The sequence below is a fragment of the Azospirillum sp. TSH58 genome (genome assembly GCF_003119115.1).
Classification (GTDB): domain Bacteria; phylum Pseudomonadota; class Alphaproteobacteria; order Azospirillales; family Azospirillaceae; genus Azospirillum.
Genome location: NZ_CP022369.1, coordinates 54,522 through 79,786, shown reverse-complemented (window position 1 = coordinate 79,786; position 25,265 = coordinate 54,522). Strand labels below are relative to the sequence as shown.

Sequence of the window (25,265 nt, the reverse complement as noted above, 5' to 3'; positions counted from 1 at the left end):
CGTTCCTTCATATCCGTGAGTCCTTCGGGCAATTGGCTGAAACCCTCGCACGATCCGCGGTATTTCTCACGAGCGGGAATTCGCCGACAGGGCATTCACCCTCCGGTAAGCACGCACGGAATGTGTTGTACAATGAGGCGGCGCAATTGAAGTCTGTTAAATCTATTTGAATAGTAGGCAATGCGCGTTATTCTCCCCTCGTCGCAGGGCATGGCCTGCGCAATGAGGGAAAGAGCCGTGAGCGCCGCGAACGACGACTACGCCCCCAGCACGCCGGACTCGGCGATTCCCGCCGCTCTTGGCCGCAATCTGAGACGGTTGCGCACCCGCCAGGGGCTGTCTCTGGAGCGGTTGGCCCGACTGTCCGGCGTCAGCCGGGCGATGCTGGGACAGATCGAGCTGGGACGGAGCGCCCCTACCATCACCGTGCTGTGGAAGATCGCCCGCGCCCTGGACGTGACGTTGACGGCGCTGACCCGGCTGGACGGGCGGGGCGATGTGCTTCTGATGCGGGAGGATCAGGCGCGCAGCTTCGTCTCGCCGGACGGGCTGGTGCGGTCGCGGTCCCTCGCGCCGCCGGGGGAGGGGCGGGGGGCCGACTTCCTCGAAATCCGCCTGCGGCCGGGGGGCTGTGAGACCGGCGGCGGCGTCTCCTCCGGCGCCAGCATCAATCTGGTGGTGGCGGAGGGGGCCGTGGAGCTGTGCGTCGGCAAGGGATCGCACCGTCTCGCGGCCGGCGACGCCGTCCTGTTCGAGGCGGAACGGACCTACCAGTGCCGCAACGCCGACGATGTGGACGCCCGGCTGTTTCTGGTCCTCTCGCACGGAGAAGGCTGAGGGCGGCAGCCCGGACCGTGGGTGCCCCTGTCCTTATTTTACATATTCATGAACGAATTATCCTTAGGTTTGCCAAGAATCTTCTGGAAATGCATATGCGGGTGTGAATAAACTCAACTTACCTAGTATAGAAATAGATAATCAAGGCACGGACATCCCATGGCTCTACCGAGTTCGCCCTCGGACGCCGCTGCACCCGATGCAGAGCGGCTCCTGGGGCTGTACGCCACGATGCAGCGGATTCGCGTCTTCGAAACGCTGGCCGACGAGGCCCACAAAGCCGGGCAGGTGGCGGGTTACATCCATCTGTCCATCGGGCAGGAGGCCATCGCCGCCGCGGTCGGGGCGAACCTGCGCGAGGACGACGTGCTGACCAGCACGCACCGCGGCCACGGCCACACCATCGCCAAGGGCGCCGACCCGCTGGCCATGTTCCGCGAGCTGTGCGGACGCGCGGGCGGCACCTGCGGCGGCAAGGGTGGGTCGATGCACATCGCCGACTTCTCGGTCGGCATGCTGGGCGCCAACGGCGTCGTGGCCGCCGGCCTGCCCATCGCGGTCGGCGCCGCCCACGCCATCGCGCTGAAGGGCGAGGACCGGATCGCCGTCTGCTTCTTCGGCGACGGCGCCACCAACCGCGGCCCCTTCCTGGAGGCGTTGAACTGGGCCGCCGCCTTCCGGCTGCCGGTGCTGTTCGTCTGCGAGGACAACGGCTATGGCGCCACCACCCGCACCGGCAGCGTGTCGGCGGGTGGCGGCCCCGGCGTTCGGGCGGAAAGCCTGGGCATCCCGGTCACCGTGGTGGACGGCAACGACCTGGCGGCGGTGGACGCGGCGGCGGCAGCCCTCGTCCGCATCGTGCGCGGCGGCGGCGGGCCGCAGTTCCTGCACGCCCGCACCTACCGTTTCCGCGGCCACACCTCCAGCGACCCGGCGGCCTACCGCGACCCGGCGGAGGTGCAGGCGCAGCTCGACACCAACGACCCGATCCGCCGCGCCGCCGCCACGCTGGCCGGACTCGGCGTGACGCCGGACGCGCTGGAGCGTGTCGAGCGCCACGAGCGCGAGACGCTGGCCGCCGCCCTCGCCGCGGCCCTGGACAGCCCCTGGCCGGACCTCCGCACCGCCTTCACCGACGTACAGGACATCGGAGCGCCGCAATGAGCCGCCTGACCTACCGCGAGGCGGCGCGCCTCGCCCTTGCCCATGAGCTGGCCGCCGATCCCGCCGTCTGGACCCTCGGCGAGGACATCGGCCGGGGCGGCGTGTTCGGCCAGTACCAGGGGCTGCAGGCCGAATTCGGCCCGGCCCGCGTCGTCGACACGCCGATCTCCGAAGCCGCCATCATGGGCGGCGCGGTCGGCGCCGCGCTGCTCGGCACCCGTCCGGTGGTGGAGATGCGCTTCTCCGACTTCGCGCTCTGCGCGGTGGACGAGCTGGTCAACCAGGCGGCCAAGGCGCGCTACATGTTCGGCGGGCAGGCCCGCGTGCCGCTGGTGGTGCGCCAGCCGGTCGGGCTGTGGAGCAACTCCGCCGCCCAGCATTCACAGTCGCTGGAGTCCTGGTACATCCACATCCCCGGCCTCGTCGTTCTGGCCCCGGCGACCCCCGCCGACAATTACGGGCTGCTGCGCGCCGCCATCCGCTCCGACGATCCGGTGGTCCATCTGGAGCACAAGGACCTGTGGCCCGCGGAGGGCGAGGTGCCGCTGGACGGCGACTGGGAGGTGCCGATCGGCGTCGCCCGCCGCGTGCGCGAGGGCCGCGACGTGACCGTCGTCACCTGGTCCGGCGGTGTCCGCATCGCCGAGGAGGCCGCGGCCCTGGCCGAGGCGCAGGGGGTGTCGCTCGACATCCTCGACCTGCGCAGCCTGTGGCCGTGGGACCGCGGCGCGGTGCTCGATTCCGTGGCCCGCACCGGGCGGCTTCTGGTGGTGCACGAGGCGGTCGAGGTCGCCGGCTTCGGCGCGGAAATCGCGGCGACCGTGGCCGACGCGCTGTTCGGCGCGCTGAAGGCGCCGGTGCGCCGGCTGGGCGCCCCGCGCATCCCCGTTCCCTATTCCCCGGCGCTGGAGCCGGCGAGCCGGATCACCGCCCCGGCGGTCGCCGCCGCCGCGGCCGGGCTGGTCTCCTGGCGCTCCTGACCCCATTCCCTCCTTCGGAGTTCCTGTTCATGCTGACGAGAACGCGCCCCCTGCTGGCCGCAGCGCTGACCCTGTTCGGCGCGCTGGCCGCCACCGTCACCGCTCCCGCCGGAGCGGCCGAGTACAAGAGCGAATACAAGCTGTCGGTGGTCGGCAGCCGCCCCATCCCCATCGCGGAGGGCGCCTACCGCTGGGCCGAGCTGGTCACCGAGAAGACCAGGGGCCGCATCACCGTGAAGGTCTATCCCGGCTCCAGCCTCGTCGGCGGGGACAACACGCGGGAGTTCACCGGGCTGCGCCAGGGCTCCATCGACCTGCTGGTGAACTCCACCATCAACCTGTCGCCGACGGTGAAGGAGGCCAACCTCTTCTCGCTGCCCTTCCTGTTCCCGGACAGCAAGGCGTTCGACGCGGTCGCCCAGGGCGAGCCGGGCAAGGCCCTGTTCGGCATCCTCGAATCCAAGCAGGTCGTGCCGCTGGCCATCGGCGAGAACGGCTTCCGCGCCCTGTCCAACTCGAAGAAGCCGGTGCGTGCGCCCGACGACCTCAAGGGGCTGAAGGTCCGCGTCGTCGGCTCGCCCATCTTCAACGACATCTTCACCGCGCTGGGCGCCAACCCGACCCAGATGACCTTCGCCGACCTGCAGCCGGCCCTGTCCACCGGCGCCGTGGACGGGCAGGAGAATCCGGTCAGCCTGTTCCTCGCCGCCAAGCTCTACGGCCTGAACCAGAAGCATCTGACGCTGTGGAACTACATCGCCGACGCCGGGCTGTTCATCGCCAACAAGGAGGTGTGGGAGAGCTGGACGCCGGAGGACCGCGCGCTCGTCCGCGAGGCCGCGGTGCAGGCCGCCGCCGAGTTCACCGCCCTGTCGCGCCAGGGCCTGACCGCCGAGGACCGCTCCGCCCTGACCGCCCTGGCCTCCCACGGGGTGCAGGTGGTGACGACGGAGCAGACCGACGTCGAGGCCTTCCGCAAGGCGACCCGCCCGGTCTACGAGAAATGGACGCAGACGGTCGGCGCCGATCTCGTGCGCAAGGCCGAGGAGGCCGTGGCGAAGAGCCGCTGAGAACCGCGATGGCCGAACCCAACCCCGAATCTGGCGCGGACACGCCCCGCGTCCCCCTGGCAATCGAGGAGGCGCTGGCCGCCGCCGCGATCGCGGTGATGGGGCTGATCACCTTCGCCAACGTGGTGACGCGCTACACCACCAACGTCTCGCTGGCCTTCACGGAGGAATACGCCATCGTCCTGATGGTGGCGATGACCCTGCTGGGCGCCTCGGTGGCGGTGGCGCGCGACCATCACATCCGCATCGGCTTTCTGATCGACCGGTTCGGGCCGCGCGGGCGGCTGCGGGCGGAGCTGCTGGCGCTCGGCGTCACGGCGCTGGTGTTCGGCGCGCTGGTCGTGCTGGGCACGCTGATGACCATCGACGAGTACCGGTTCGAGATTTCCTCGCCCGGTCTCGGCGTGCCGCAATGGCTCTACACGCTGTGGCTTCCGCTGCTGTCGGCGGTGGTCACCCTGCGGGCGCTCGGGCGGGCGGTGCGGGTGGTCCGGCGGCCGGAGATTCTGCGGGCGGGGGGCGGCGAGCCATGACCGCGCTGCTGCTGTTCGCCGGCTTCTTCCTGCTGCTGTTCCTCGGCGTGCCCATCGGGGCGGGGCTGGCGTTCGCCGGAGCCGCCGCCATCGCGCTGGAGGGGTCGGGCTTCCTGTCGCTCTCCACCACGGTCTACACCGGGGTGGCGAAATACCCGCTGCTCGCCATTCCGATGTTCGTCCTGACCGGGCTGATCTTCGAGCGGTCGGGGGTGGCGGCGCGGCTGGTCGCCTTCGCCCTGGCGGTGGTCGGCAAGCGGCAGGGCGCGCTGCCGGCGGTCGCCATCGTCGTGGCGATGTTCATGGGCGGCATCTCCGGCTCCGGTCCGGCGACCTCCGCCGCGGTCGGCGCCGTGATGACCGCGGCCATGCTGAAGGAGGGCTATCCCCGCGCCTTCACCGCCAGCGTCATCGGCGCCGCGGCGGCGACGGACATCCTGATCCCGCCCTCCATCGCCTTCATCGTCTACAGCATCCTGGTGCCGCAGGCGTCGGTTCCGGCGCTGTTCGCCGCCGGGATCGTGCCGGGCATCCTGGCCGGGCTGGCGCTGATCGTCCCGGCCGTCTGGCTGTCGCGCCGCCACGGCTTCGGCGAGACGGCGCGGGAGGGCGAGACCCGGCCGCCGCTCTGGCCCGCCTTCCGCGAGGCGGTGTGGGGTCTGATGGCGCCGGTGGTCATCCTCGGCGGCCTGCGCGGCGGGCTGTTCACCCCGACCGAGGCGGCGGTGGTCGCCGCGGCCTACGGGCTGTTCGTCGGCTTCTTCGTCTACCGCACCCTGACCCTGCGCGACCTCCACGGCCTGCTGGTGGAGGCGGCGGAGGTGTCGGGGGTGATCCTGACCGTGGTGGCGCTGGCCGGCGTCTTCGCCTGGGCGACCGCGACGCTCGGCATCATCGACCCGGTGGCGCGGGGCATCCTGGGGCTGGGCATCGGCGAATACGGCGTGCTGGCGCTGCTGATCGGCGTGCTGGTGGTGATCGGGATGTTCCTGGACGGGGTGTCAACCTTCCTGATCCTGCTGCCGATCCTGGTGCCCATCGCCAACCACTTCCATTGGGATCTGGTGTGGTTCGGCGTGATCCTGACCATGAAGCTGGCCATCGGCCAGTTCACCCCGCCGATGGCCGTCAACCTGATGGTCACCTGCAAGATCGCCGGAACCACGATGGAGGCGACGGTGCGCTGGGTCGGCTGGCTGATCGTCGCGATGTTCGTGGCGCTCGCCCTGGTCGCCGCCCTGCCGCAGCTCGCCCTGTGGATCCCCCACACGCTGGGTTACGAGTGAGAGTCCCATCATGAGCGAAGCGAAGGCCGGGCGTCTGGCCGGCAAGGTGGCCCTGGTGTTCGGTGCCGGTTCCTCCGCCCCCGGCTGGGGCAACGGCAAGGCGACGGCGGTCGCCTACGCCCGCGAGGGCGCCCGCGTGGTCGCCGTGGACAAGGTGGCGGACGCGGCGGAGGAAACCGCCGCCCTGATCGCCGCGGAAGGATTCGCGGCGCTGGCCGTCACCGCCGACGTGACGAAAGGGCCGGAGGTCGCGGCGGCGGTCGAGCGGACGCTCGCCGCCCACGGCCGCATCGACATCCTGCACAACAACGTCGGCATCACCGAGCCCGGCGGGCCGGTGGAGACCAGCGAGGAGAGCTGGCGCCGGGTGCTCGACACCGACCTGACCGGCGTCTTCCTGACCTGTAAGCACGTTCTGCCGGTGATGGTGGCGCAGCGGTCGGGGGCGATTGTCAACATCTCCTCCATCGCCGCGATCCGCTGGGCCTACCCCTACATCGGCTACGCGGCGGCGAAGGCCGGGGTCAACCAGTTCACCGTCGCGGTGGCCCGCCAGCACGCCCGCGACGGCATCCGCGCCAACGCGATCCTGCCCGGCCTGATCGACACGCCGATGGCGCGCAGCCAGATCGCCGCCCATTACAAGGACGCCGAGGAGATGCGCCGGGCGCGCGACGCGCTGTGCCCGCTGGGCTTCCAGGGCAGCGCCTGGGACATCGCCGCGGCGTCGGTCTTCCTGGCCTCGGACGAGGCGCGCTACATCACCGGCGTGTGCCTGCCGGTGGACGGCGGGCTCAGCCTCGGCATCGGCTGAGCCCATTTCCGTTTTTACCAGCCGGGGACGGCGGCGCCGTTGAACTTGGTCTGGATGAACTCCTTGACCACCGGCGACTGGTAGGCGGCGACCAGCTTCTTCACCCAGGGCTGGTCGGCGTCCTTCTTGCGCACGACGATCTCGCAGGTGTACTGCGACTGCGGGCTTTCCAGGATCAGCGAATCCTTCACCGGGTTCAGCTTCGCCTCCAGCGCGTAGTTGGTGTTGACGGCCGACGCGTCCACATCGTCCAGCGAATGGACGAGCTGCGGCGATTCCAGCTCCACGATCTTCAGCTTTTTGGGGTTCTCGACGATGTCGAGCGGGGTGGCCTTGATGCCCGCCCCCGGCTTCAGCGTGATCAGCCCGGCGCTTTCCAGCAGCAGGAGCGAGCGGGCGCCGTTGCTGGGATCGTTGGGGATGGAGATGGAAGCGCCCACCGGCAGGTCGGCCACCGTCTTGTGCCGCTTGGAATAGACGGCGATGGGGAACAGCGTCGTCTTGCCGACCGGCACGATGTCGTAGCCGCGGGCGTCGATCTGCGCCTTCAGGAAGGGCAGATGCTGGTAGGAGTTGGCCTCCAGGTCGCCGGCCGCCAGCGCGGCGTTCGGCTGGATGTATTCGGTGAACTCGACGATCCGGATGTCCAGCCCGTCCTTGGCGGCGTTGGCCTTGACGACCTCCAGGATCTGGGCGTGCGGGCCGGAGGTGGCGCCGACCTTGATGGTCTGGGCGTGGGCCGGGGCGGCCAGGGCGACCAGCAGGCCGGTGGCGGCGAGAATGAGGCGCTTCATGATGAATGCGGTCTTTCCGGTGGGATGAATGCGGGTTGGGCGGCCGAGGGTCAGGCGGCGGCGCCGGCGGTGAGGAGGATGCGCTCCATCTCGCGGACCACCGGCTTCTCGATCAGCTTGCCGTCCACCACGACGAGGCCGGTCGTGCTCTCCTGGAAGGCGGCGATGATGCGGCGGGCGTGGGCCACCTCCTCCACCGTCGGCGTGAAGGCGGCGTGGATGGTCGCCAGATGGCCGGGATGGATCAGCGCCTTGCCGGTGAAGCCCAGCGCGGCGGCGCGGCGGGCCTCCGTTTCCAGCCCGGCGGCGTCCTCCAGGTCGAGGAAGGGCACGTCCAGCACGGCGACGCCGGCCCGCGCCGCCGCGTGCACGATGCGCGAGCGGGCGTAGAGCAGGGCGTCCCAGGTCGGGCGGACGCGCAGCTCCGCCGACAGGTCGACGGCGCCGATGAACAGTGCGACGATGGAGGGATCGGCCTCGGCGATCTCGGCCACCCGCTCCAGCCCCTCCGCCGTCTCGATGATGACGTAGAGGGCGACCGGCTCGGGGCGCGAGCGCAGCAGGTCGGCGACGATCCGCACCTCGTCCGCGGAGCGCACCTTGGGCAGCACCAGCGCGTCGGGCAGGGTCTCCAGCTTCAGGATGGCGTCGATGTCGGCGATGCCTTCCGGGGAGCGGATGCTGTTGATGCGCAAGGCCTTTTCCGCCCGCGCGGCGCGCTGCCCGTGATAGGCGGGCAGGGAGAGGGCGCGCGCTTCGTCCTTGCGGTCGGGAGCGACGGCGTCCTCCAGGTCGATGCACACCACGTCCGCACCCGTCTCCAGCGCCTTGGCGAAGCGGTCGGGGCGCAGGCCGGGCACGAACAGGAAGCTGCGGCGGCGGACGGATCGAAGGTCGGTCATGTCGGTGTTTCCGTGTCTCGGAATGAGGATGAATCGACCGGCGGGCTCCACAGCGCGTGGGCGTATTCCTCGCCGGTCAGGTCGGGGGTGTCGAAGGAGCGCAGGCGCGCCAGATGCGCCGCGCGGTCGGCGAGCCACAGGTCGCGCCCGATGGCGGAAACGAGGCGGGGAACGCCGTGCCTCAGGCTGGCGATCTCCCCGACCGCGCGCCCGTGGCTGACGACGCCGCCGTAGGTGAAATTGTGGATGTCCTTCAGGAAGGGCGCCGTGCCGGGCGCCTTCTCCACGAACTCGAAGCCCGGCCCCAGGTAGGGGTTGGCGGCCAGCCCCTCGTCCTCCTCGCCGGGCGGCGGGGTGTAGCGGTCGCGCCAGAGGGCGACGGCGTCGGCGACGCCGGCCAGTTCCGGACGGCGCCCGAGGTCGGCACGGTAGCCGGTGCCGGCGATCACATAATCGAAGCGGTGGCGCCCGTCGCCGGCCTCCACCTCGACGGTCCCCCCGGCGTCGCGCGCCGTGGTCCAGCCGGCGGCCAGATGCAGGTGGAAGGTGGGAAAGCGCGTGGCGCGGCGCACCGTGTCCGGCATCGGGCCGGGCGCGTTGGCGAAGAAGCGCCGCATCAGGCTCCAGCGGTCGGCGTCCGGCAGCTCGTGGAAATGGTCGAGCGCGCCGGCGTAGGACAGGCCCTTGACCGTGGTGACACGTGTCAGGTCGGCGTTGCGGCAGAACAGATGAACGGCGGCGGCGCCTTGCTCCAGCGCGGTGGCGGCGGTGTCGAAGGCCGAGGAGGCCGCCCCCAGCACGCCGATCACCTTTCCGTCGAGCGCCGCGAAATCGATGGCATCGTCGGTGTGGGCGTAAAGGCTCCGCGGCAGGTTGTCGGCGATGACAGGGGGAACGAAGGGGCCGCCGCTGCCGTCCATCCCGGTCGCCAGCACCAGCTTGCGCGCGGTCTCGGTCCGAGCCTCGCCATCCCGCTCCAGACGCAGACGGAAGCCGCGCGGCGCCGTCGCGTCCAGCGGCTCGATGCGGGTCAGGCGGGTGCGGTTGCGCACGGCGATCCCGGTCGCGCGCCGGTACCAGCGCACATAGTCCGCCCACACCGTGCGCGGGATGCGCCCGAGGACGGCGTAGGCGTCCGCCCCGAACGCCGCCTCGTACCAGGATCGGAAGGTCAGGCCGGGCAGGCCGAGTTCCGGGCCGGGCAGGGTCTTCACCGACCGCAGGGTCTGCATGCGGGCGGTGGTTTCCCACACGCCCTCGCGGCCTTCCTCCGCGGCGTCGATGACGGTGATGTTGGTGATGCCCGCCCGGCGCAACGCGAAGGCGACGGCCAGCCCGCTCTGCCCGGCGCCGACGACAACCACGTCATGGTCGATGCCGGGGGTGGGCGGCACCCAGTTCCCGCCGGTGTCGCCCAGCCGGTCCAGAGCGTGCGCCACATCCGCGGCCAGCGCGTCCACGGCGGCGGCGTCGATGGTCATTCCTGTTCTCCCTTAGAGGCCGCGTCCGGAACCGGCTCGATCCACATGCGCACCTTCACCGCGCCGAAGCCGCCGACCGCCGGGCCGGGGTCGGTGCAATGGGCGCCCGGCAGGGTCAGGGACACCGCCCCTTCCCGACCGAAGCGGTCGAAGGCGATGCCGACGCGCTGCGCCAGCATCCCCATCAGGAAGACGCAGACCGGCCCGGTCGTCTGCGCCGGGTCGAGGTGCGCGCCCTGCATGACGTAGCGCTGGCCGACGCGGACCCCGGCCATGCAGCGCTCGGCCTCCACGACCTGCGCGACCACCTGATGGCGGGCGCAGCCCTCGAAGAAGCCCTTGGAGTCCTCCAGCATCGCCGCGACGGCGGGGCGCTCGGCCTCCGGCGTGTCGGCGATGAAGGCGTCGGGAACCTTGCGGCCGAAGAAGTCGGCGGCTGTCTTGCGGTCCATGATCGGATGTTCCCCCGTCGCCTCAGCGGCCCGCCGGGTCGCGCCAGACCTCGCCGAACAGGCGCAGCCAGTTGCCGCCCAGCAGCTTGGCGATGCGCGGCTCCGGCCAGCGGCGGCGCTCCATGGCGGCGGTCAGGTTGGGGAAGCCGTCCAGCCGCTCGAATCCCGGCGGGTTGCGCACCTCCCCGACCTCCAGCAGGCGGCGCCCGGTGCCCTTGTCGAGCGTGAAGTAGCGGATGCCGTCCGCGTCCACGTCCTGGGTGAAGTCGGTGCCGATGGCGACGTGATCCTCGCCGCACAGATTCACGGTGTGCTCGATGGCGTCCAGGTAATCGTCGATGGTGCTGTCGTTGCCGCGCGGCATGAAGGGCGGGAACATGGTCACGCCGACCACGCCGCCGCGCTCCGCGATGAAGCGCAGCTCCGCGTCGGTCTTGTTGCGCGGGTGGTCCTTCAGCGCCTTGGGCGCGCAGTGGGTGTAGGCGACCGGCTGGCGGGAGGCGAGGATCGCCTCCTCCGCGGTGCGCGACCCGACATGGCTGAGGTCGATCAGGATGCCGACGCGGTTCAGCTCCGCCACCAGATCGCGCCCGAAGTCGGTCAGCCCGCCGTCGCGGCTCTCCAGGCAACCCGATCCGACCGAATTGGCCGTGTGGTAGGTGAGCTGCACGACCCTCAAGCCCAGCTCGTGGAACAGCGCCACGTAGGGCAGATGGTCGCCGAAGCCGGTGGAGTTCTGCCAGCCGAGAATCACCCCGACCCGCCCCGTCTCCTTGGCGCGGGCGATGTCCTCCACCCGGTGCACCGGGGCCAGCAGGTCGGCGTGCTCGCGCAGCCGGACCTTCCATTGGGCGACGGCGTGCAGCGACGGCTCCAGCCCCTCCCAGACGGAGCAGGTGCAGTTGGCGGCGGCGATTCCGCCCCGCTGCATGCTCTCGAACACCGAACGGCTCCAGCGGGAAACGATCAGGCCGTCGATGACGGTCAGCGACTCGTGCAGGCTCATCGGGGGAAACTCTCGTCGTTCGAAGGGTGGTCGAGCGCGGCGTCGGCCAGCCAGGACCACAGGTGCCCGGCCCAGGGCCGCTCGACGTGAAGGCGGAAGACCGGTCCGTTCCCGCTGTCCTCCGCCCGTTGCAGCAGGACGCCGATGCGCCCGAGCCGGGTGCGCGTCGCCCGGCCCGCCGGGAAGGCGGTGGGGTGCAGGTCGAGAGCGGCGCCGCCGGCCAGAATCTCGCGGGCGCGCGGGCCGGACAGTTCGAGGTCCGGCAGGCCGTCCCCCACCTCCGCCGCGGCCAGCCCGGCGCGCAGCAGGGCGGGGGCGAGGCTGCCCAGCCCGATGCAAGACCTGCTGGCCGGCCCGATGCCCAGCACCAGCCATTCGTCGGGGCCGAGCCACAGGACGTTGGCGACGGGGGACCGCGCGGGGGTGCCCGGCTGGTCCGGCGGGGCGACGCCCAGCACGCTCTCGGCGGCGGCGCTCCACGCGGGTGTGAGGCGCACGCGCAGCAGGGTCTTGGGCCGGTGGCCGGGATCGCGCAGGCGGATGACGCCGGGACGTTCGAAGAGGCCATCCGGCGCCACCTCCGCGAAGGCGCTGCGCGGCGTTGGGCGCCCGGCTTTCGTCAGGTCGTCAGGCATGGAGGCGGTGTCCTTCCGGATCGTAGAATCGCGGCTCGGTCACGGTGGCGCGGACGAAGTCCCCGTCGCCGTCCACCGTCACCGTCCGGCCGATCCGCTCCCGCCCGTCGCGCAGCAGAGCCAGCGCGATGGAGCGGCCGAGCGCGGGGCTGGCGTAGGAGGAGGTGACGGTCCCCAGCTTCGGCACCGGCGGGCGCCGGTCGGTGGTCTCCACGATGCAGGCGCCTTCCGGCAGCACCGCCGCCGGGTTCTCCGTCAGCAGCCCGACGAGCTGGAGCCGGCCCGGCCCGGCGAGATGGCTGCGCCGCATCCCGCGCTTGCCCACGAAGTCCGGCTTGCCGTCGGCGACCAGGGCGGACAGGCCGATGTCATGCGGGGTCTGCGAGCCGTCGGTGTCCTGGCCCAGGATGACGTAGCCCTTCTCCGCGCGCAGGATGTGCACGGCCTCCAGCCCGAAGGGCGCGATGCCGAAGCCCCGTCCGGCCTCCAGCAGCGCGTCCCACAGGGCGGGGCCATGGCCGGCGGGCACGTTGACCTCGTAGGACAGCTCCCCGGTGAAGCTGACCCGGAAGACCCGCGCCGGCAGGCCGGCGACATGGCCCTCGCGCACCGCCATGTGGGGGAAGGCGGCGGCGGACAGGTCGATGTCCGTGCCGGCGCTGCCCAGAACGGCGCGGGCGTTGGGTCCGGCGACGGTGACGCTGGCCCATTGGGCGGTGACGGGGATCACCGCCACGTCGAGATCCGGCCAATCGCACTGGAGCCATTCCTCCAGCCAGTCGTGGATGGCGCGGGCGCCGCCGCTGGTGGTGCTGACCAGATAGCGGTTCTCGCCCAGCCGCGCGGTCACCCCGTCGTCGAGGATCGTCCCGTCGTCGCGCAGCATCAGGCCATAGCGCGCCGCTCCCACCGGCAGCGAGCGCCAGCGGTTGGCGTAGACGCGCTCCAGAAGCTCCACCGCGTCCGGCCCGTGCAGCTCGATCTTGCCCAGCGTGGAGCTGTCGAACAGCCCGGCGGCCCGGCGGACGGTCAGCGCCTCGCGGGCGATGGCGGCGGCGCGCTCCTCGCCGGGGCGGGGGAACAGGGCGGGACGGCGCCAGGACCCGGCGTTCTGGAACTCCGCCCCGGCGGCGGCGTGCCGGGAATCGATGGGGGTGACGGCCACCGGCTCGTACAGCGCGCCGACGTCCCGCCCGGCCAGCGCGCCGAAGGGCACCGGCACATAGGGTGGGCGGTAGGTCGTCGTCCCCACCGCGTCGATGGGCTCGCCGCGCTCCTCCGCCAGGATGCCCAGGGCGAGCAGGTTGCCGGTGCGCCCCTGGTCCGGCCCCATGCCGGCGGTGGTGTAGCGCTTCAGATGCTCGACGGAGCGGTAGCCCTCGCGGACGGCCAGCTCCACATCCGCCACCGTCACGTCGTTGTGCAGATCGACGAAGCGCCGCGCCCGCCGCGATTTGACCGGGACGCGCCACAGGGCACGCGGCGCCAGGGGCGGCGTCGGGCTGGCCGACAGGGCGGCTGACGGGGCGCCCGGCACGTGTCCGGCGCGCTCCGCGGCGTCCCGCCCGGCTTCCGTCCCCTCGACCAGGGCGGCGGCGAGATCGAAGGTGCCGTTGGCCGCACCGGCGACTCGCCACGGCCCCTCGCAGGGAATGGGACGCAGGGCGGCGGTCTCCGCGTCGTAGCGCAGCCGCCCGCCGACATGGGCGTGCAGGTGGACGGTGGGCGACCAGCCGCCGGACTGGGCCAGCAGGTCGCAGGCGACGTCCTGCTCCGTGCCCGGCAGCAGGGCACCGCCGTCGTCGGTCATGTGCGCCAGGGTCACGCCGCGCACCGCGCCGCGTCCCCGCACGGCGGCGACCGCATGGCCGGTCAGCAGGGGAATGCCGCGCTCGCGCAACGCCTCCGCCCATGGGCCGGACACCGCCGTCCGCAGGTCGGCCACCGCCGCCACCGCGACGCCGGCCTCGTCCAGGTCCAATGCGGTGCGCAAGGCGCTGTCGTTGTTGGTGAAGACCACCGCCCGCCGTCCCGGCGCCACGGCGTAGCGGTTCAGGTAGGTGCGCACGGCGCCGGCCAGCATCACCCCCGGACGGTCGTTGTCGGCGAAGGCCAGCGGCCGTTCCAGCGCGCCGGTCGCCAGCACGATCCGCTTGGCGCGGACCTTCCACAGCCGGGCGCGCGGGCCTTCGGTGTCGGGTGCCGTACGCTCCAGAACGCTGAGGAATCCGTGGTCGTGCTGCCCCAGCGCCGTAGCGCGGGTGAGCACCACAACGTCCGGCAGGGCGGCGAGCCGCGCCCGCACCGCCTCAACCCATTCCAGCGCCGGACGCCCGGCGATCTCCTCCCGCCCGCCGAGCAGGCTGCCGCCCAACCGGTGGTCGGAGTCGACCAGCAGCACGCGCGCCCCGGCCTCCGCGGCGGCCAGCGCGGCGGCCAGACCGGCGGGGCCGCCGCCGACCACCGCCACATCGGCGTGGTGCCAGCGTTTGGCGTAGCGGCTGGGATCCGGCTCCTCCGGCGCATGGGCGACGCCGGCGAGGCGGCGGATGACCCGCTCGTAGAGCGGCCACAGCGCGGCGGGCGCCTTGAAGGTCTTGTAGTAGAAACCGGCGGGCAGCAGCGGGGCCGCGAAATCCAACAGACCACCGATGTCGAAACGCACCGACGGCCAGCCGCCGAGCCCATGCGACACCAGTCCGGGCTGCAGCTCCACCGCCGTGGCGGCGGCCAGCGGCTCGACCAATGCGCCGGCCCCGGTTTCCACGAAGCCGTTGGGCTCCTCCACGCCGCTGCCCAGGATGCCGCGCGGACGGTGCAGCTTGAAGCTGCGCCCGACCACCCGCACGCCATTGGCCAGCAGGGCGGCGGCGAGGCTGTCGCCCGCGAACCCCTCGTAGGAGCGCCCGTCATGGACGAAGCGCACCGGCTGGCCGCGGTCGATCAGGCCGCCGCGCGGCAGACGGTGGGGCTGGCCGCTCATGGCGCGGACTCCGGACGGGACGCGCCCATCGGATAGACCGCGGTGATCTCGTGGGTCACCGTGTCGCGCAGCAGGTTGAACCAGCGCCGGCAGCCGTACAGATGATGCCAGCGCTCGGCCAGCACGCCCCGCGGGTTGGTGCGGACGTAGAGATACTCGGCGAAGGTCCGGTCGTCGGGCGCTTCGGCGACGGCGGGGCGGGCGACGTGGGATTCGCCGCCGCAGCGGAATTCACGCTCCTCGCGCGGGCCGCAATGGGGGCAGGGGATCAGCAGCATGGTTCACTCTCTCCCGTGCGTCAGTGCGAGACGCCGGCGGCGGCGGCTTCGTCGATGAGCCGTCCGGTGGCGAAGCGGTCCAGGCCGAAGGGAGCGGCCAGCGGGTGCGGCGCCCCCCGCGCGATGGTGGCGGCGAACACGTCGCCGGAGCCGGGGGTGGCCTTGAAGCCGCCGGTGCCCCAGCCGCAATTGATGAACAGCCCCTCCACCGGCAGCGGGCCGATGATCGGGCTGAGGTCCGGCGACACGTCCACCGTGCCGCCCCAGCCGCGCAGCACCCCGACCCGGCTGAAGGCGGGGAAGAGCTGCAGCAGGTTGGCGACGCAGTCCTCCAGGATCGGCAGGCTGCCGCGCTGGCTGTAGGAGCTGTAATTGTCGCGCGCCGCCCCGAAGACCAGCTCGCCCTTGTCGGATTGGCTGACGTAGCAGGACACCTGGTTGGACACGATCACGGTGTCGAGCACCGGCTTCAGCGGCTCCGACACGAAGGCTTGAAGCGTGTAGCTGCGGATCGGCAGGCGCAGCCCGGCCATCGCCGCCAGCACGCCGGAATGGCCGGCGACGGCGATCCCGACCTTGCCGGCGCGGATCAGGCCGCGCGTCGTCTCCACCCCGGTCACGCGTCCGTTCTCGATGCGCAGGCCGGTCACCGCGCAATTCTGCACGATGTCCACGCCGCGCCGGTCGGCGGCGCGGGCGAAGCCCCAGGCCACGGCGTCGTGCCGGGCGATGCCGCCGCGCCGCTGGATGGAGGCGCCGACCACCGGGAAGCGCGCCGTGGGCGACAGGTCGAGCGCCGGGGCCAGCCGGCGCAGCGCCGCCCGGTCCAGCATCTCCGAATCGATTCCGTTCAGCCGCATGACGCGGTCGCGCTGGCGCAGCGCCGTCAGCTCATGAGCGCTGTGGGCGAGGCTGACCACCCCGCGCTGGCTGAACATGACGTTGAAGTCGAGCTCCGCCGTCAGCCCCTCCCACAGCTTCAGGGAGTGCTCATAGAGGAAGGCGCTGTCGTCCAGCAGGTAGTTGGAGCGGACGATGGTGGTGTTGCGCGCGGTGTTGCCGCCGCCGATCCACCCCTTCTCCAGCACCGCCACGTTGGTCACCCCATAGCGGGAGGCGAGGTAGTGGGCGGTCGCCAGCCCATGCCCGCCGCCGCCCACGATCACCACGTCGTAGGCGGGCTTCGGAGCCGCGTCGCGCCAGGCCGGCGCCCAGCGGCGGTGCCCGGTCAGCGCGTTCCGGGCCAGGGAGAGGAGGGAGTAGCGGGTCATTTCCTATTTTCATACCGGAGTAATAGATAATAGGTAGACGACCTGCATTCGAATGTGTAGAAAAATCTGCATGACCGATGCGCGGTATCGTTTCCGTTCCACACGGAGACTCGTCGCATCAGGGCTGAAATCCACATCGACAAGGGGAAAAGCGTGGCTCTGGTCGCGCAGCAGATCGTCAACGGCATCGTCGTGGGCAGCACCTACGCGCTGTTCGCGCTGGGCTTCACGCTGATCTTCGGCGTGCTGCACGTGCTGAACCTCGCCCACGGGGCGGTGTTCATGTGGGGGGCCTTCACCGGCCTGTTCGCGGTCACGGCGCTCGGCCTGCCGCTGCCGGCGGCCTTCGCCGTCGCCATGCTGGCCGCCGGGCTGCTCAGCGTGCTGGTGGACGCGGTGGCCTTCCGGCCGCTCCGCCGCCGCGGCTCGCCGGAGTTCGCGGCGATCATCTCCAGCCTCGGCGTCGCGCAGATCCTGATGAGCGCGGCGCAGATCGCCTCGAACACCCAGGTGCAGCGCTTCCCCTTCGGCACCTTCCCGATCGTCTTCTATCAGGTGTTCGGGCTGCGGGTGTCGCTGCAGCAGATCGTCATCGTCGGCAGCGTCGCCGTGCTGGTGGCGGGGCTGCTGGCCTTCCTGTTCGCGACCAGCTTCGGCCGGCAGATCCGCGCCGTCGCCATCTCCGAACGCACGGCCAGCCTGCTCGGCGTCAACCCCGGCGCGGTGCACACCCTGACCTTCTTCCTGTGCGGCGCGCTGGCCGGGGCGGCGGGGGTGATCATCGGCATCGCCTTCAACTCCGTCCATTTCCTGATGGGCGAGCCCTATCTGCTGCGCGGCTTCGTGGTGATCGTGCTGGGCGGCCTGGGCAGCGTGGCGGGGGCGGTGGTCGGCGGGCTGCTGTTCGGGATGATCCAGACGCTGAGCGTCGCCTTCCTGTCCTCCGCCCTCAGCGACGCGATCCTGTTCGGGCTTCTCTTCGTCATCCTGCTGCTGCGGCCGAGCGGCTTCTTCGGGACCCTGCGCCGGGAAATCCGGGTGGTGCGGCAATGATCGACCTTCTTCTCGCCCAGCAGCCTCTGGCGGAGCTGATCCTGGTGAACGCCATCCTGGCCTACAGCCAGTACATCGCGCTGCGCGCCGGGGTCTTCTCGCTGGCGACGGCGGGGCTGGCCTCCATCGGCGCCTACACGGCGGCCGTGCTGACGGTGCGCTGGGGCGTGCCGATGCCGCTGGGGCTGGCCGCCGCCGCGCTGGCCGGGGCTGCCGCGGGCGGGCTTCTGGCCCTGCCGCTGGCCCGGCTGCGCGGCGTGTTCCAGGCCATCGCGACGCTCGCCTTCGTGCAGATCGTCCTGTCGCTGGCCCTCTACGCGGAGCCGCTGACCGGCGGCGCGATGGGCATGAACGGCCTGCCGCGCACCGTCCAGGGCTGGCACCTGCTGGGCGTCTTCGCGCTGGTCCTCTACCTCGTCTTCGCGCTGTCGCGCGGCGGGGTCGGGCGGGCCTTCGACACCATCCGCCAGGAGGAGACGGTGGCCGTCTCGCTCGGCATCCGGGTCGTCCGGTACCACCGGCTGGCCTTCGCGCTGTCCGGCGCCATCGCCGGGCTGGGCGGCGGGGTGATGGCCCACCGCAACTACAGCCTCGTGCCGGAGGATTTCGGCTTCCCGCTGCTGGTGTCGGTGCTGACCTTCGTGGTGCTGGGCGGGCGCGCGGCGGTGCTGGGGCCGCTGGCCGGGGCGGCGGTGCTGACCGCGCTGCCGGAGCTGGCGCGCCCGCTCGCCGATTACCGCCTCGCCGTCAACGGGCTGCTGATGGTGCTGTTCATCGTCTACCTGCCGCACGGCGTGGTGGACACCGTCCTCCTCCAGGCGCGCCGCCTGCGCCTCGCCGCGCGGCAGCGCGCGGGGGAGGTGCGGGCATGACCCCACCGATTCAAGAGGGTCTGGTCCTGGACGGGGTGACCCGCGCCTTCGGCGGCGTGGTGGCCGTGGACGACCTGTCGCTGACCGTCGAGCCGGGCCGCATCACCGGCCTGATCGGCCCCAACGGGGCGGGCAAGAGCACGGTGGTGAACCTGATCACCGGCCTCTTGCGCCTGACCGCCGGGCGCATCCGCCTGGGCGGCCGCGACATCACCGAGGCCGAGGCGCCGGAGGTGGCGCGCGCCGGCATCGCCCGCACCTTCCAGACCGTCCGCCTGCTGAAGGAGGCGAGCGTGCTGGACAACGTGGTCGCCGGCTTCCATCGGCACGAGCGCGCCGGCCTCGCCGCCGGTCTGCTCGGCCTGCCTTCGGCGTTGCGTGAGGGGCGGGAGCTGCGCCGCCGCGCCGCCGCCATCCTGGAGCGCTTCGGCATGGCCGGTTTCGCCGACCAGCCGGCGGGCAGCCTGTCCTACGGCCACCAGCGCCGCGTCGAGATGATGCGGGCGCTCGCCATGGAGCCGCGGCTCCTGCTGCTGGACGAGCCGGTGGCCGGCATGAACGACGTGGAGGCCGACGCGCTGGGCCGCATCGTCGCGGAGCTGGCGGGCGACGGGCTCGGCGTCCTGCTGATCGAGCACAACATGCGCTTCGTCCTGTCGCTCTGCGCCGAGATCCACGTCATCGACAGCGGGCGTCTGATCGCCAGCGGCACCCCGGCGGCGGTGCGCCGCGACCCGGCGGTGATCGCCGCCTATCTGGGGGCGTGACCGGCCATGCTGGAGATTCAGGATCTCGTCACCGCCTATGACGGCATCCGCGCCCTGCGCGGGGTCACCCTGACCGTTCCGGCGGGCGCCATGGTGGCGTTGATCGGCCCCAACGGTGCGGGCAAGAGCACGCTGCTCAACAGCGTCAGCGGCGTGGTGAATCCGCTATCCGGACGCATCCGCTTCGACGGTGCGGACATCGCCGGGCTGCCCGCCCACAGGGTGGCGCGGCGCGGCCTGCTCCAGGTGCCGGAGGGGCGCCAGATCCTCGGCCCGCTGTCGGTGGAGGAGAATCTTCGGCTCGGGCGGCTGGCCGCCGGGACGCGGGGGACCGCGGACATCGACGAGGTCTACGCCCTCTTCCCGATCCTGGCGGAGCGGCGCCGGCAGGAAGGCGGGTCGCTGTCAGGCGGGCAGCAGCAGATGCTCGCCATCGGGCGCGCGCTGATGGGCCGCCCGCGCCTGCTGATGCTGGACGAGCCGAGCCTCGGCCTGTCGCCGCTGATGGCCGCGCAGGTCTTCGCGGCGCTGGAGACCCTGCGCCGCTCCGGCCTGACCATTCTGCTGGTGGAGCAGAACGCGCGCCGCGCGCTCGACGCCACCGGCCACGCCTATGTGCTGGAGCAGGGGCGCGTCGTCCACCAGGGGCCGAGCGGCGACCTCGCCCGCGACCCCGCGGTGGCCAGCCATTACCTGCCCGGCGACGACCTTCCCGATTTCTAACAAAGGACCGTTCCCAATGAAGACCCTGCTCGGCGCCGCCGCCCTGTCGCTGGCCATTGCCGCCGCCCTCCAGCCCGCCCAGGCGCAGGAGGTGGTGATCGGCGTGCCCGTCGCTTCGACCGGCATCTTCTCCTTCGCCGCCGTTCCCGGCCGCAACGGCATCGAGACCGCGCTGGAGGAGCTGAACGCCTCGGGCGAGCTGGGCGGCCTGACGCTGAAGCTGCTGATCGAGGACACGGCCAGCGACAAGAACCAGGCGACCACGCTGGTCTCGCGCTTCGCCCAGTACGACAAGGCCGCGGTGATCCTCGGCCCGACCTCCAGCGTCGAGGCCTTCGCCGCCCTGCCGGTGGCGCAGGAGCAGGGCGTGCCGGTGGTCTCCACCGCGTCCGCCGACGTGACGCGGGTCGGCGACTGGATCTTCAAGTCGAACGCCACCCCCGCCACCATCATGCAGGCGCTGGGCGAGCAGGCCGCCGCCCGTCTGGCGCCGAAGACCGTCGCCTATGTCTTCAACCGCGACAACGACGCCTACATCGCCCAGAAGAACGGCGTGAAGGACCTGTTCGAGGCCAAGGGCATCAAGACCGTGGCGGAGGAGACCATCGTCGGCAGCGACACCGACTTCACGGCGCTGGCCACCAAGCTGGCCGCCCTGGACATCGACACGCTGCTGATCTCCACCACCGCCGAGACCAGCGCCAACATCATCATCCAGGCCAAGCAGGCCGGCCTGTCCGACAAGGTGCGCATCCTCGGCACGCCCAGCATGGCCTCGCAGCAGTTCCTGAAGGTCGGCGGTGCGGCGGTCGAGGGCACCATCTTCGTCGCCGACTATTTCCTGGAGAGCGCCAGCCCGCTGAACAAGACCTTCGTCGAGGCCTACCAGCGCAAGTTCAAGATCGCCCCGGACGTCTTCGCCGCCATCGGCTACAACCAGCTCAAGGTCGCCGCCGCCGCCATCAAGGCCGCCGGCCCGACCTACGACCGCGCCGCCATCCGCGCCGCGCTGCTGACGGTGAAGGACCTGCCGACCGTGCTGGGCGGCGGCAAGCTGACCATCAACGAGAACCGCACCCCCACCTACGGCGGCTTCGTGCTGACCGTGAAGGGCGGCGCCTTCACCCTGCTCTGAGCCGGACGCCGGGGCATCATCATGGATCGGGCCGCATCGTCCGCCTCCGCCACATCCTCCCGGCGCCCCGGCGTCCGGGAGGGGGAGGGCTTCACCATTCTCTTCGAAGACCGGTTCGGGACGCGCGCGATTCCGGCCTGGGCGGGAGAGAGCGTCGCCGCCGCTCTGCTCGCCGCCGGGGAGCGGGCGTGGCGCACCGCGGAGGACGGTTCCCCGCGCGGCCTGTTCTGCGGCATCGGCGTGTGCTGGGAGTGCCGCTGCATCATCGACGGGCGGCCCAACAGCCGCGCCTGCCAGACCGAAGCCCGTCCGGGCCTGTCCGTCCGCTGGCAGGTCGGGCCGGGGCTGCTGCCCGACGGCAGCGTTCCGGATGGAGGGGCGTCGTGAGCCGCGCGCGGGTGGTGGTGGTCGGCGCCGGGCCGGCGGGCATGATGGCGGCGGCGCAGGCCGCCCGGCTGGGCTGCGCGGTCGTGCTGGTGGACGAGGCGCCGCGCCCCGGCGGGCAGATCCACCGCCAGCCGCCGCCGTCGCTGGCGGGCGGCGCCGTCTCCGCCGCGGCCCGGCCGGAGGCGGAGCGCAAGCGCCGCCTGTTCGACCGCTTCGCCCGCCACGCCGGGGCCATCGACCATCGTCCGGGAACCTCGGTGACCGCCGTCTACGGCCTGGACCGGATCCTCATCGCCGACGAGACGAGCAGCCAACTGATCCGCGCCGACGCGCTGGTGGTGGCGACCGGCCTGCACGAGCGCGTGGTGCCGGTTCCCGGCTGGACCCTGCCGGGGGTGGTGACGGCGGGGGCGCTCCAGGCCCTGCTGAAGGGCGGGCGGGTGCGCGCGGGGGACCGGATCGCGGTCGCCGGGGCCGGGCCGCTGCCGCTGGTCGCGGCGGCGCAGATGGTCGAGGCCGGGGCGACGGTGCCGGTGGTGGCCTTGCTGCGCCCCCCATGGAGCCCGCTGTGGCCGGCTCTGCTGCGCGACCCGGCGGCGCTGTGGGCCGGGCGCGGCGTGCTGTGGGAGGGGTGGCGCTGGCTGTCCGTCCTGCGCCGCGCCGGGGTGCCGGTGCTGACCCGCCATGTCGCGCTGTCGGTCAGCGGGGACGGTGCCGCCGAACGGCTGGTGATCGCCCGCCACGACGGGCGCGGACGGCCCGTTCCGGGAACCGAGCAGCGCTTCGCCGCCGACACCGTCGCCTTCAACCACGGTTTCACCGCCAACGGCGATCTGGCGCGCATGGCCGGGGCGGAGACCCGCTTCGACCCGCGGCGGGGCGGCTGGCTGCCGGTGCGCGACGGGGACGGGGCGACCTCCGTCCCCGGCCTGTTCGTCGCCGGGGACGCCGGCGGTCTCGCCGGTGGTCTGGCGGCGGCCTGCGACGGCGCCGTCGTCGGTGCGGCGGCGGCGGGGTGGGCGCTGCACCGGGATGCCGGACGCTTCGCCGGGCAGGCCGCGGCGGACCGCGCCGAGCGGGCGCGCCATTGGACGTTCCAGGCGGCGCTGGCCGCCTCCTGGGAATTGCCGCCGGACATCCACGAGCTGGTGACGCCGGCCACGGTGGTCTGCCGCTGCGAAGGCGTCACCCGCGCCCGGATCGACCGCGCCGTCGCCGACGGGCATGACGGCCTGAACGGGCTGAAGCGCAACACGCGGGCCGGGATGGGCTCCTGCGGCGGGCGGTCCTGCCTGCGCACCCTGGCGGCGCTTGCCGGGCCGCGGGGCGAGGCGGAGGCGGTCAACGCGCGCCCCGGCATCCGCCCCGTCACGCTCGCCGCGCTGGCCAACCGGGTTTCCGACGAGACCGTGGCATCATGACGACTCTCAAGACCGCCGCACCCAAGATCGCCTTACCGAAGACTGCGGACATCGCCGTGGTCGGCGGCGGCGCCTACGGCCTGTCGGTGGCGCTCTGGCTGCGCCGGCTGCGCCCCGACCTGTCGGTCCTGCTGCTCGACCGCTCGGACTTCGCGGGCAACGAGACCGGGCGCTGCGGCGCCGGATTCCGCGCGCAGTGGGGGGCGGCGGGGAACATCCGGCTCTGCCAGGAAAGCCTGCCGTCCTACGAGAATTTCGCCGAGGAGTTCGGCTATCCCGAGGGCATCGAGTTCAAGCAGGACGGCTACCTGATCCTGGCCCACGGCGAGGAGCAGCTCGACCAGCTCCGCCGCAACATCGCGCTCCAGGCCCGGTTCGGCGTGGACAGCGCGCTGCTGACCGCGGAGGAGGCGGCGCGGCTGGCGCCCGGCCTCAATGCGGCGGGGGTGGTCGGCGGATCCTTCTGCGCCCGCGACGGCTCCCTGTCGCCGTTCCGGGTGCTGGACGGCTTCCACCGCGCCGCCCTGCGGTCCGGGGTGATCGTCCGCCACGGCGTGACGGTCGATTCCGTCGAGCCGCGGAACGGCGCCTTCCGGCTGCGCGCGGGTGGGGAGGCGATCGAGGCCGGGCGGGTGGTCGTCGCCACCGACACGCGGATTCCGCAGCTTCTCGGGCCGCTCGGCATCGACATTCCGGTGCAGCCCTACCCCAACCAGGCCTTCGTCACCGAACCGCTGCCGCCGCGGCTCGGCCCCTGCGTGGTGTCCTTCGCGCATGAGATGTTCCTGAACCAGACCGCGCGGGGCAGCGTCGTGGTGGTGGCGTCGGACCGGCGGCGGGCGCTCGGCGCCGATGCCCGGCCCACCGCGGATTTGTTCCCGCGCGCCGCCGCGCGCGCCATCGACCTGCTGCCGGCGCTGGGAACGGCGCGGCTGCTGCGCTCCTGGGGCGGGCTCTACTCCATCACGCCGGACATGCTGGCGGTGCTCGGCGAAACGGCGCTGCCCGGCCTGTTCGTCGCTCTGTCGGGGGCGAAGGGCTTCATGACCGCTCCCGCGGCGGGGCGCCTGCTCGCCCATCTCGTCGACGGGCAGGCCGTTCCGGACTGGTTCGCCCGCCTGTCCCCGGCCCGCTTCGCCGGTGGCGAGGCTCTGGACAGGGAGCCGGCGATCATCTGAGGCGGCGGCGGGGAGGGGGGCGGAACGCCGCTCAGCCGGGGCCGACAGCCACCCCGGCCAGCCGGTCCGGCGCCGGGGTGAGCCGGCCGCGCTCGATGGCGCGCACGATGTCCAGGACGGCGCGATTGCCGGGCGCGGCGGTGCCCGTCTCCTCGGCCCCGGCGACGACCAGCCCGTTGATGTGGTCGATCTCAGTGCGCCGCCCGCGCAGCACGTCCTGGCCCATCGAGGGGCGCTGGGCATCCAGCCGGGTTCCGTCGCGGGTGCCGGCGAGCATGATCGCCTCCACGCGGGCCAGACGCTCCGCATCCCCTTCGGCGGCGCCCTGGAGATCGTCGGGGTCGATGCCGGTCACCCGCCCGACGGTCAGCCCCTTCGCCCGTCCGACGCGGACCGCCTCGCCGCCGATGCGGATCGCCGCGCGGCGCACCGCGTCCACGCGGGTGATGTCGTTGCCCGACAGCCCCGTCGCCGCGGAGACGGCGTTCCGCATCGCGTTGACGACCAGCTTGGTCCAGCGCCGCGAGGGCAGGTCCGTCGTGACGAGCGTCGAATCGACCGCGCTCAGCAGGTCCGCCAGGGCGGCAACCCGCTCCGTGGAGCGCCCGTCGAGTTCCCCGATCTCCAGATTGCCGGGCCGCCCGCGGGGAACGGCGCGGCGGATGCGCGCCGGCTCGACCAGTTCGGCGGCGATGCCCGCCACGACGATGCCCACCGTCCGCTCCGGCCCGGCGACCGCGGCGATGGTCGGGTCGTTGATCCCGTTCTGGGCCGACGCGATGACGCCGTCCGGTCCCAGATGGGGCAGCACCAGTTCCGCCGCCCAGCGCGTGTCGTAGGATTTCATCGCGACGAAGGCGTAGTCGAAGGGCGCCTCCCGCACCAGGCTCTGCGCCTCGCCCACGCCCAGGGCGCGGACCGGCTGGGTGAAGGCTTCCTCCGCTGTGATGCCGGTGATCGACAGGCCCCGGGCGCGGATCGCCGCCACATTCTCCCACCAGGGATCGATCAGCGTCACGGCGTGCCCGGCACGCGCCAGATGGGCTCCGATGTAGCCGCCGACCGCACCCGCTCCGGCGATCAAGACGCGTCGCGTGTCACTCATTCCCGTCGTCCTGCTTCCCTCTTCCCGCGATCGCGGCGCCCCGTCCACATCGCGGGACCAGCGGAAAACCGCGCCCGGGGCGAAGCGCGCGCTTGACGCCGAGCATAATTCCTATTTTCCTATATGGAATAAGAAAAA

25 protein-coding genes are annotated in these 25,265 nt (G+C 72.2%); 15 read left to right on the top strand and 10 right to left on the bottom strand.

The window, feature by feature from the left end; genetic code table 11:
• Positions 1–237: 237 nt before the first annotated feature.
• From TSH58p_RS30695 to TSH58p_RS30665, 7 genes are all read left to right on the top strand, one after another.
• A complete protein-coding gene (locus tag TSH58p_RS30695) occupies positions 238–837 on the top strand; it encodes a helix-turn-helix domain-containing protein (protein ID WP_109067941.1) in 600 nt (199 codons plus the stop codon).
• Between the two features lie 159 nt (positions 838–996).
• On the top strand, positions 997–2,001 hold the full coding sequence (locus tag TSH58p_RS30690) for a thiamine pyrophosphate-dependent dehydrogenase E1 component subunit alpha (RefSeq protein ID WP_109067940.1): 1,005 nt from the start codon (positions 997–999) through the stop codon (positions 1,999–2,001).
• Positions 1,998–2,981 (top strand): alpha-ketoacid dehydrogenase subunit beta, encoded by a 984-nt coding sequence (locus TSH58p_RS30685; protein WP_109067939.1) that lies wholly within the window; start codon positions 1,998–2,000, stop codon positions 2,979–2,981. Before TSH58p_RS30690 ends, TSH58p_RS30685 begins: the two co-directional genes overlap by 4 nt.
• 29 nt (positions 2,982–3,010) lie before the next feature.
• Complete coding sequence (locus TSH58p_RS30680; RefSeq protein WP_109067938.1) at positions 3,011–4,051, top strand: DctP family TRAP transporter solute-binding subunit; 1,041 nt, start codon at positions 3,011–3,013, stop codon at positions 4,049–4,051.
• 8 nt (positions 4,052–4,059) lie between these two features.
• Positions 4,060–4,584 carry a TRAP transporter small permease gene (locus TSH58p_RS30675; RefSeq protein ID WP_109067937.1) on the top strand — a complete coding sequence of 175 codons (525 nt, stop codon included), beginning with the start codon at positions 4,060–4,062 and terminating at the stop codon, positions 4,582–4,584.
• Positions 4,581–5,870, top strand: a complete 1,290-nt coding sequence (locus TSH58p_RS30670) for a TRAP transporter large permease (RefSeq protein WP_109067936.1) — start codon at positions 4,581–4,583, stop codon at positions 5,868–5,870. The genes TSH58p_RS30675 and TSH58p_RS30670 overlap by 4 nt, the downstream gene beginning before the upstream one ends.
• Positions 5,871–5,880: 10 nt before the next feature.
• Entirely contained in the window at positions 5,881–6,684 is an 804-nt protein-coding gene (locus TSH58p_RS30665; protein WP_109067935.1) for an SDR family NAD(P)-dependent oxidoreductase, read from the top strand.
• 14 nt (positions 6,685–6,698) lie between these two features.
• On the opposite strand, the gene TSH58p_RS30660 is transcribed toward TSH58p_RS30665, so the two are convergent.
• From TSH58p_RS30660 to TSH58p_RS30620, 9 genes are read right to left on the bottom strand one after another with little or no spacing between them, the layout of a single operon-like run.
• Entirely contained in the window at positions 6,699–7,478 is a 780-nt protein-coding gene (locus TSH58p_RS30660) for a MetQ/NlpA family ABC transporter substrate-binding protein (protein WP_109067934.1), read from the bottom strand.
• 50 nt (positions 7,479–7,528) lie between these two features.
• Positions 7,529–8,380 carry a CoA ester lyase gene (locus tag TSH58p_RS30655; protein ID WP_109067933.1) on the bottom strand — a complete coding sequence of 284 codons (852 nt, stop codon included), beginning with the start codon at positions 8,378–8,380 and terminating at the stop codon, positions 7,529–7,531.
• Entirely contained in the window at positions 8,377–9,861 is a 1,485-nt protein-coding gene (locus TSH58p_RS30650; RefSeq protein WP_109067932.1) for an FAD/NAD(P)-binding protein, read from the bottom strand. Before TSH58p_RS30650 ends, TSH58p_RS30655 begins: the two co-directional genes overlap by 4 nt.
• Entirely contained in the window at positions 9,858–10,313 is a 456-nt protein-coding gene (locus TSH58p_RS30645; RefSeq protein ID WP_109067931.1) for a hypothetical protein, read from the bottom strand. Before TSH58p_RS30645 ends, TSH58p_RS30650 begins: the two co-directional genes overlap by 4 nt.
• A gap of 22 nt (positions 10,314–10,335) precedes the next feature.
• Positions 10,336–11,319, bottom strand: a complete 984-nt coding sequence (locus TSH58p_RS30640; RefSeq protein WP_109067930.1) for a dipeptidase — start codon at positions 11,317–11,319, stop codon at positions 10,336–10,338.
• Positions 11,316–11,954: a sarcosine oxidase subunit gamma gene (locus tag TSH58p_RS30635; RefSeq protein ID WP_109067929.1), complete on the bottom strand. Its 639-nt coding sequence runs from the start codon at positions 11,952–11,954 to the stop codon at positions 11,316–11,318. The genes TSH58p_RS30640 and TSH58p_RS30635 overlap by 4 nt, the downstream gene beginning before the upstream one ends.
• Complete coding sequence (locus TSH58p_RS30630; RefSeq protein ID WP_109067928.1) at positions 11,947–14,937, bottom strand: sarcosine oxidase subunit alpha family protein; 2,991 nt, start codon at positions 14,935–14,937, stop codon at positions 11,947–11,949. The genes TSH58p_RS30635 and TSH58p_RS30630 overlap by 8 nt, the downstream gene beginning before the upstream one ends.
• The gene (locus tag TSH58p_RS30625) at positions 14,934–15,215 is read right to left on the bottom strand and encodes a sarcosine oxidase subunit delta (RefSeq protein ID WP_109067927.1); all 282 of its coding nucleotides are present in this window, start codon (positions 15,213–15,215) and stop codon (positions 14,934–14,936) included. The genes TSH58p_RS30630 and TSH58p_RS30625 overlap by 4 nt, the downstream gene beginning before the upstream one ends.
• A 20-nt stretch (positions 15,216–15,235) precedes the next feature.
• The gene (locus tag TSH58p_RS30620; RefSeq protein ID WP_109067926.1) at positions 15,236–16,486 is read right to left on the bottom strand and encodes a sarcosine oxidase subunit beta family protein; all 1,251 of its coding nucleotides are present in this window, start codon (positions 16,484–16,486) and stop codon (positions 15,236–15,238) included.
• Between the two features lie 153 nt (positions 16,487–16,639).
• On the opposite strand from TSH58p_RS30620, the gene TSH58p_RS30615 reads away from it, so the two are divergent.
• The 8 genes from TSH58p_RS30615 to TSH58p_RS30580 are packed head-to-tail and all read left to right on the top strand — an operon-like array spanning position 16,640 to position 24,022.
• Positions 16,640–17,539 carry a branched-chain amino acid ABC transporter permease gene (locus tag TSH58p_RS30615; RefSeq protein WP_199230008.1) on the top strand — a complete coding sequence of 300 codons (900 nt, stop codon included), beginning with the start codon at positions 16,640–16,642 and terminating at the stop codon, positions 17,537–17,539.
• Positions 17,536–18,411, top strand: a complete 876-nt coding sequence (locus TSH58p_RS30610) for a branched-chain amino acid ABC transporter permease (RefSeq protein WP_109067925.1) — start codon at positions 17,536–17,538, stop codon at positions 18,409–18,411. The genes TSH58p_RS30615 and TSH58p_RS30610 overlap by 4 nt, the downstream gene beginning before the upstream one ends.
• Positions 18,408–19,178: an ABC transporter ATP-binding protein gene (locus tag TSH58p_RS30605; RefSeq protein WP_109067924.1), complete on the top strand. Its 771-nt coding sequence runs from the start codon at positions 18,408–18,410 to the stop codon at positions 19,176–19,178. The genes TSH58p_RS30610 and TSH58p_RS30605 overlap by 4 nt, the downstream gene beginning before the upstream one ends.
• A gap of 6 nt (positions 19,179–19,184) precedes the next feature.
• Positions 19,185–19,901 carry an ABC transporter ATP-binding protein gene (locus TSH58p_RS30600; protein ID WP_109067923.1) on the top strand — a complete coding sequence of 239 codons (717 nt, stop codon included), beginning with the start codon at positions 19,185–19,187 and terminating at the stop codon, positions 19,899–19,901.
• Between the two features lie 16 nt (positions 19,902–19,917).
• On the top strand, positions 19,918–21,036 hold the full coding sequence (locus TSH58p_RS30595) for an ABC transporter substrate-binding protein (RefSeq protein ID WP_109067922.1): 1,119 nt from the start codon (positions 19,918–19,920) through the stop codon (positions 21,034–21,036).
• Positions 21,037–21,057: 21 nt separating this feature from the next.
• On the top strand, positions 21,058–21,423 hold the full coding sequence (locus TSH58p_RS34620; protein ID WP_109067921.1) for a (2Fe-2S)-binding protein: 366 nt from the start codon (positions 21,058–21,060) through the stop codon (positions 21,421–21,423).
• Complete coding sequence (locus TSH58p_RS30585; RefSeq protein WP_109067920.1) at positions 21,420–22,844, top strand: NAD(P)/FAD-dependent oxidoreductase; 1,425 nt, start codon at positions 21,420–21,422, stop codon at positions 22,842–22,844. The genes TSH58p_RS34620 and TSH58p_RS30585 overlap by 4 nt, the downstream gene beginning before the upstream one ends.
• Entirely contained in the window at positions 22,841–24,022 is a 1,182-nt protein-coding gene (locus TSH58p_RS30580) for an FAD-binding oxidoreductase (protein ID WP_109067919.1), read from the top strand. The genes TSH58p_RS30585 and TSH58p_RS30580 overlap by 4 nt, the downstream gene beginning before the upstream one ends.
• 31 nt (positions 24,023–24,053) lie before the next feature.
• Here the strand turns inward: TSH58p_RS30580 and TSH58p_RS30575 are convergent, their stop codons facing one another.
• A complete protein-coding gene (locus TSH58p_RS30575; RefSeq protein WP_109067918.1) occupies positions 24,054–25,127 on the bottom strand; it encodes a ketopantoate reductase family protein in 1,074 nt (357 codons plus the stop codon).
• Positions 25,128–25,265: the final 138 nt, after the last annotated feature.

What these genes read in the sequence shown, in the direction of transcription:
- TSH58p_RS30690 (WP_109067940.1), top strand. Translation starts at nt 997, where the DNA reads ATGGCTCTACCGAGTTCGCCCTCGGACGCCGCTGCACCCGATGCAGAG.
- TSH58p_RS30685 (WP_109067939.1), top strand. Translation starts at nt 1,998, where the DNA reads ATGAGCCGCCTGACCTACCGCGAGGCGGCGCGCCTCGCCCTTGCCCAT.
- TSH58p_RS30680 (WP_109067938.1), top strand. Translation starts at nt 3,011, where the DNA reads ATGCTGACGAGAACGCGCCCCCTGCTGGCCGCAGCGCTGACCCTGTTC.
- TSH58p_RS30675 (WP_109067937.1), top strand. Translation starts at nt 4,060, where the DNA reads ATGGCCGAACCCAACCCCGAATCTGGCGCGGACACGCCCCGCGTCCCC.
- TSH58p_RS30670 (WP_109067936.1), top strand. Translation starts at nt 4,581, where the DNA reads ATGACCGCGCTGCTGCTGTTCGCCGGCTTCTTCCTGCTGCTGTTCCTC.
- TSH58p_RS30665 (WP_109067935.1), top strand. Translation starts at nt 5,881, where the DNA reads ATGAGCGAAGCGAAGGCCGGGCGTCTGGCCGGCAAGGTGGCCCTGGTG.
- TSH58p_RS30660 (WP_109067934.1), bottom strand. Translation starts at nt 7,478, where the DNA reads ATGAAGCGCCTCATTCTCGCCGCCACCGGCCTGCTGGTCGCCCTGGCC.
- TSH58p_RS30655 (WP_109067933.1), bottom strand. Translation starts at nt 8,380, where the DNA reads ATGACCGACCTTCGATCCGTCCGCCGCCGCAGCTTCCTGTTCGTGCCC.
- TSH58p_RS30650 (WP_109067932.1), bottom strand. Translation starts at nt 9,861, where the DNA reads ATGACCATCGACGCCGCCGCCGTGGACGCGCTGGCCGCGGATGTGGCG.
- TSH58p_RS30645 (WP_109067931.1), bottom strand. Translation starts at nt 10,313, where the DNA reads ATGGACCGCAAGACAGCCGCCGACTTCTTCGGCCGCAAGGTTCCCGAC.
- TSH58p_RS30640 (WP_109067930.1), bottom strand. Translation starts at nt 11,319, where the DNA reads ATGAGCCTGCACGAGTCGCTGACCGTCATCGACGGCCTGATCGTTTCC.
- TSH58p_RS30635 (WP_109067929.1), bottom strand. Translation starts at nt 11,954, where the DNA reads ATGCCTGACGACCTGACGAAAGCCGGGCGCCCAACGCCGCGCAGCGCC.
- TSH58p_RS30630 (WP_109067928.1), bottom strand. Translation starts at nt 14,937, where the DNA reads ATGAGCGGCCAGCCCCACCGTCTGCCGCGCGGCGGCCTGATCGACCGC.
- TSH58p_RS30625 (WP_109067927.1), bottom strand. Translation starts at nt 15,215, where the DNA reads ATGCTGCTGATCCCCTGCCCCCATTGCGGCCCGCGCGAGGAGCGTGAA.
- TSH58p_RS30620 (WP_109067926.1), bottom strand. Translation starts at nt 16,486, where the DNA reads ATGACCCGCTACTCCCTCCTCTCCCTGGCCCGGAACGCGCTGACCGGG.
- TSH58p_RS30610 (WP_109067925.1), top strand. Translation starts at nt 17,536, where the DNA reads ATGATCGACCTTCTTCTCGCCCAGCAGCCTCTGGCGGAGCTGATCCTG.
- TSH58p_RS30605 (WP_109067924.1), top strand. Translation starts at nt 18,408, where the DNA reads ATGACCCCACCGATTCAAGAGGGTCTGGTCCTGGACGGGGTGACCCGC.
- TSH58p_RS30600 (WP_109067923.1), top strand. Translation starts at nt 19,185, where the DNA reads ATGCTGGAGATTCAGGATCTCGTCACCGCCTATGACGGCATCCGCGCC.
- TSH58p_RS30595 (WP_109067922.1), top strand. Translation starts at nt 19,918, where the DNA reads ATGAAGACCCTGCTCGGCGCCGCCGCCCTGTCGCTGGCCATTGCCGCC.
- TSH58p_RS34620 (WP_109067921.1), top strand. Translation starts at nt 21,058, where the DNA reads ATGGATCGGGCCGCATCGTCCGCCTCCGCCACATCCTCCCGGCGCCCC.
- TSH58p_RS30580 (WP_109067919.1), top strand. Translation starts at nt 22,841, where the DNA reads ATGACGACTCTCAAGACCGCCGCACCCAAGATCGCCTTACCGAAGACT.
- TSH58p_RS30575 (WP_109067918.1), bottom strand. Translation starts at nt 25,127, where the DNA reads ATGAGTGACACGCGACGCGTCTTGATCGCCGGAGCGGGTGCGGTCGGC.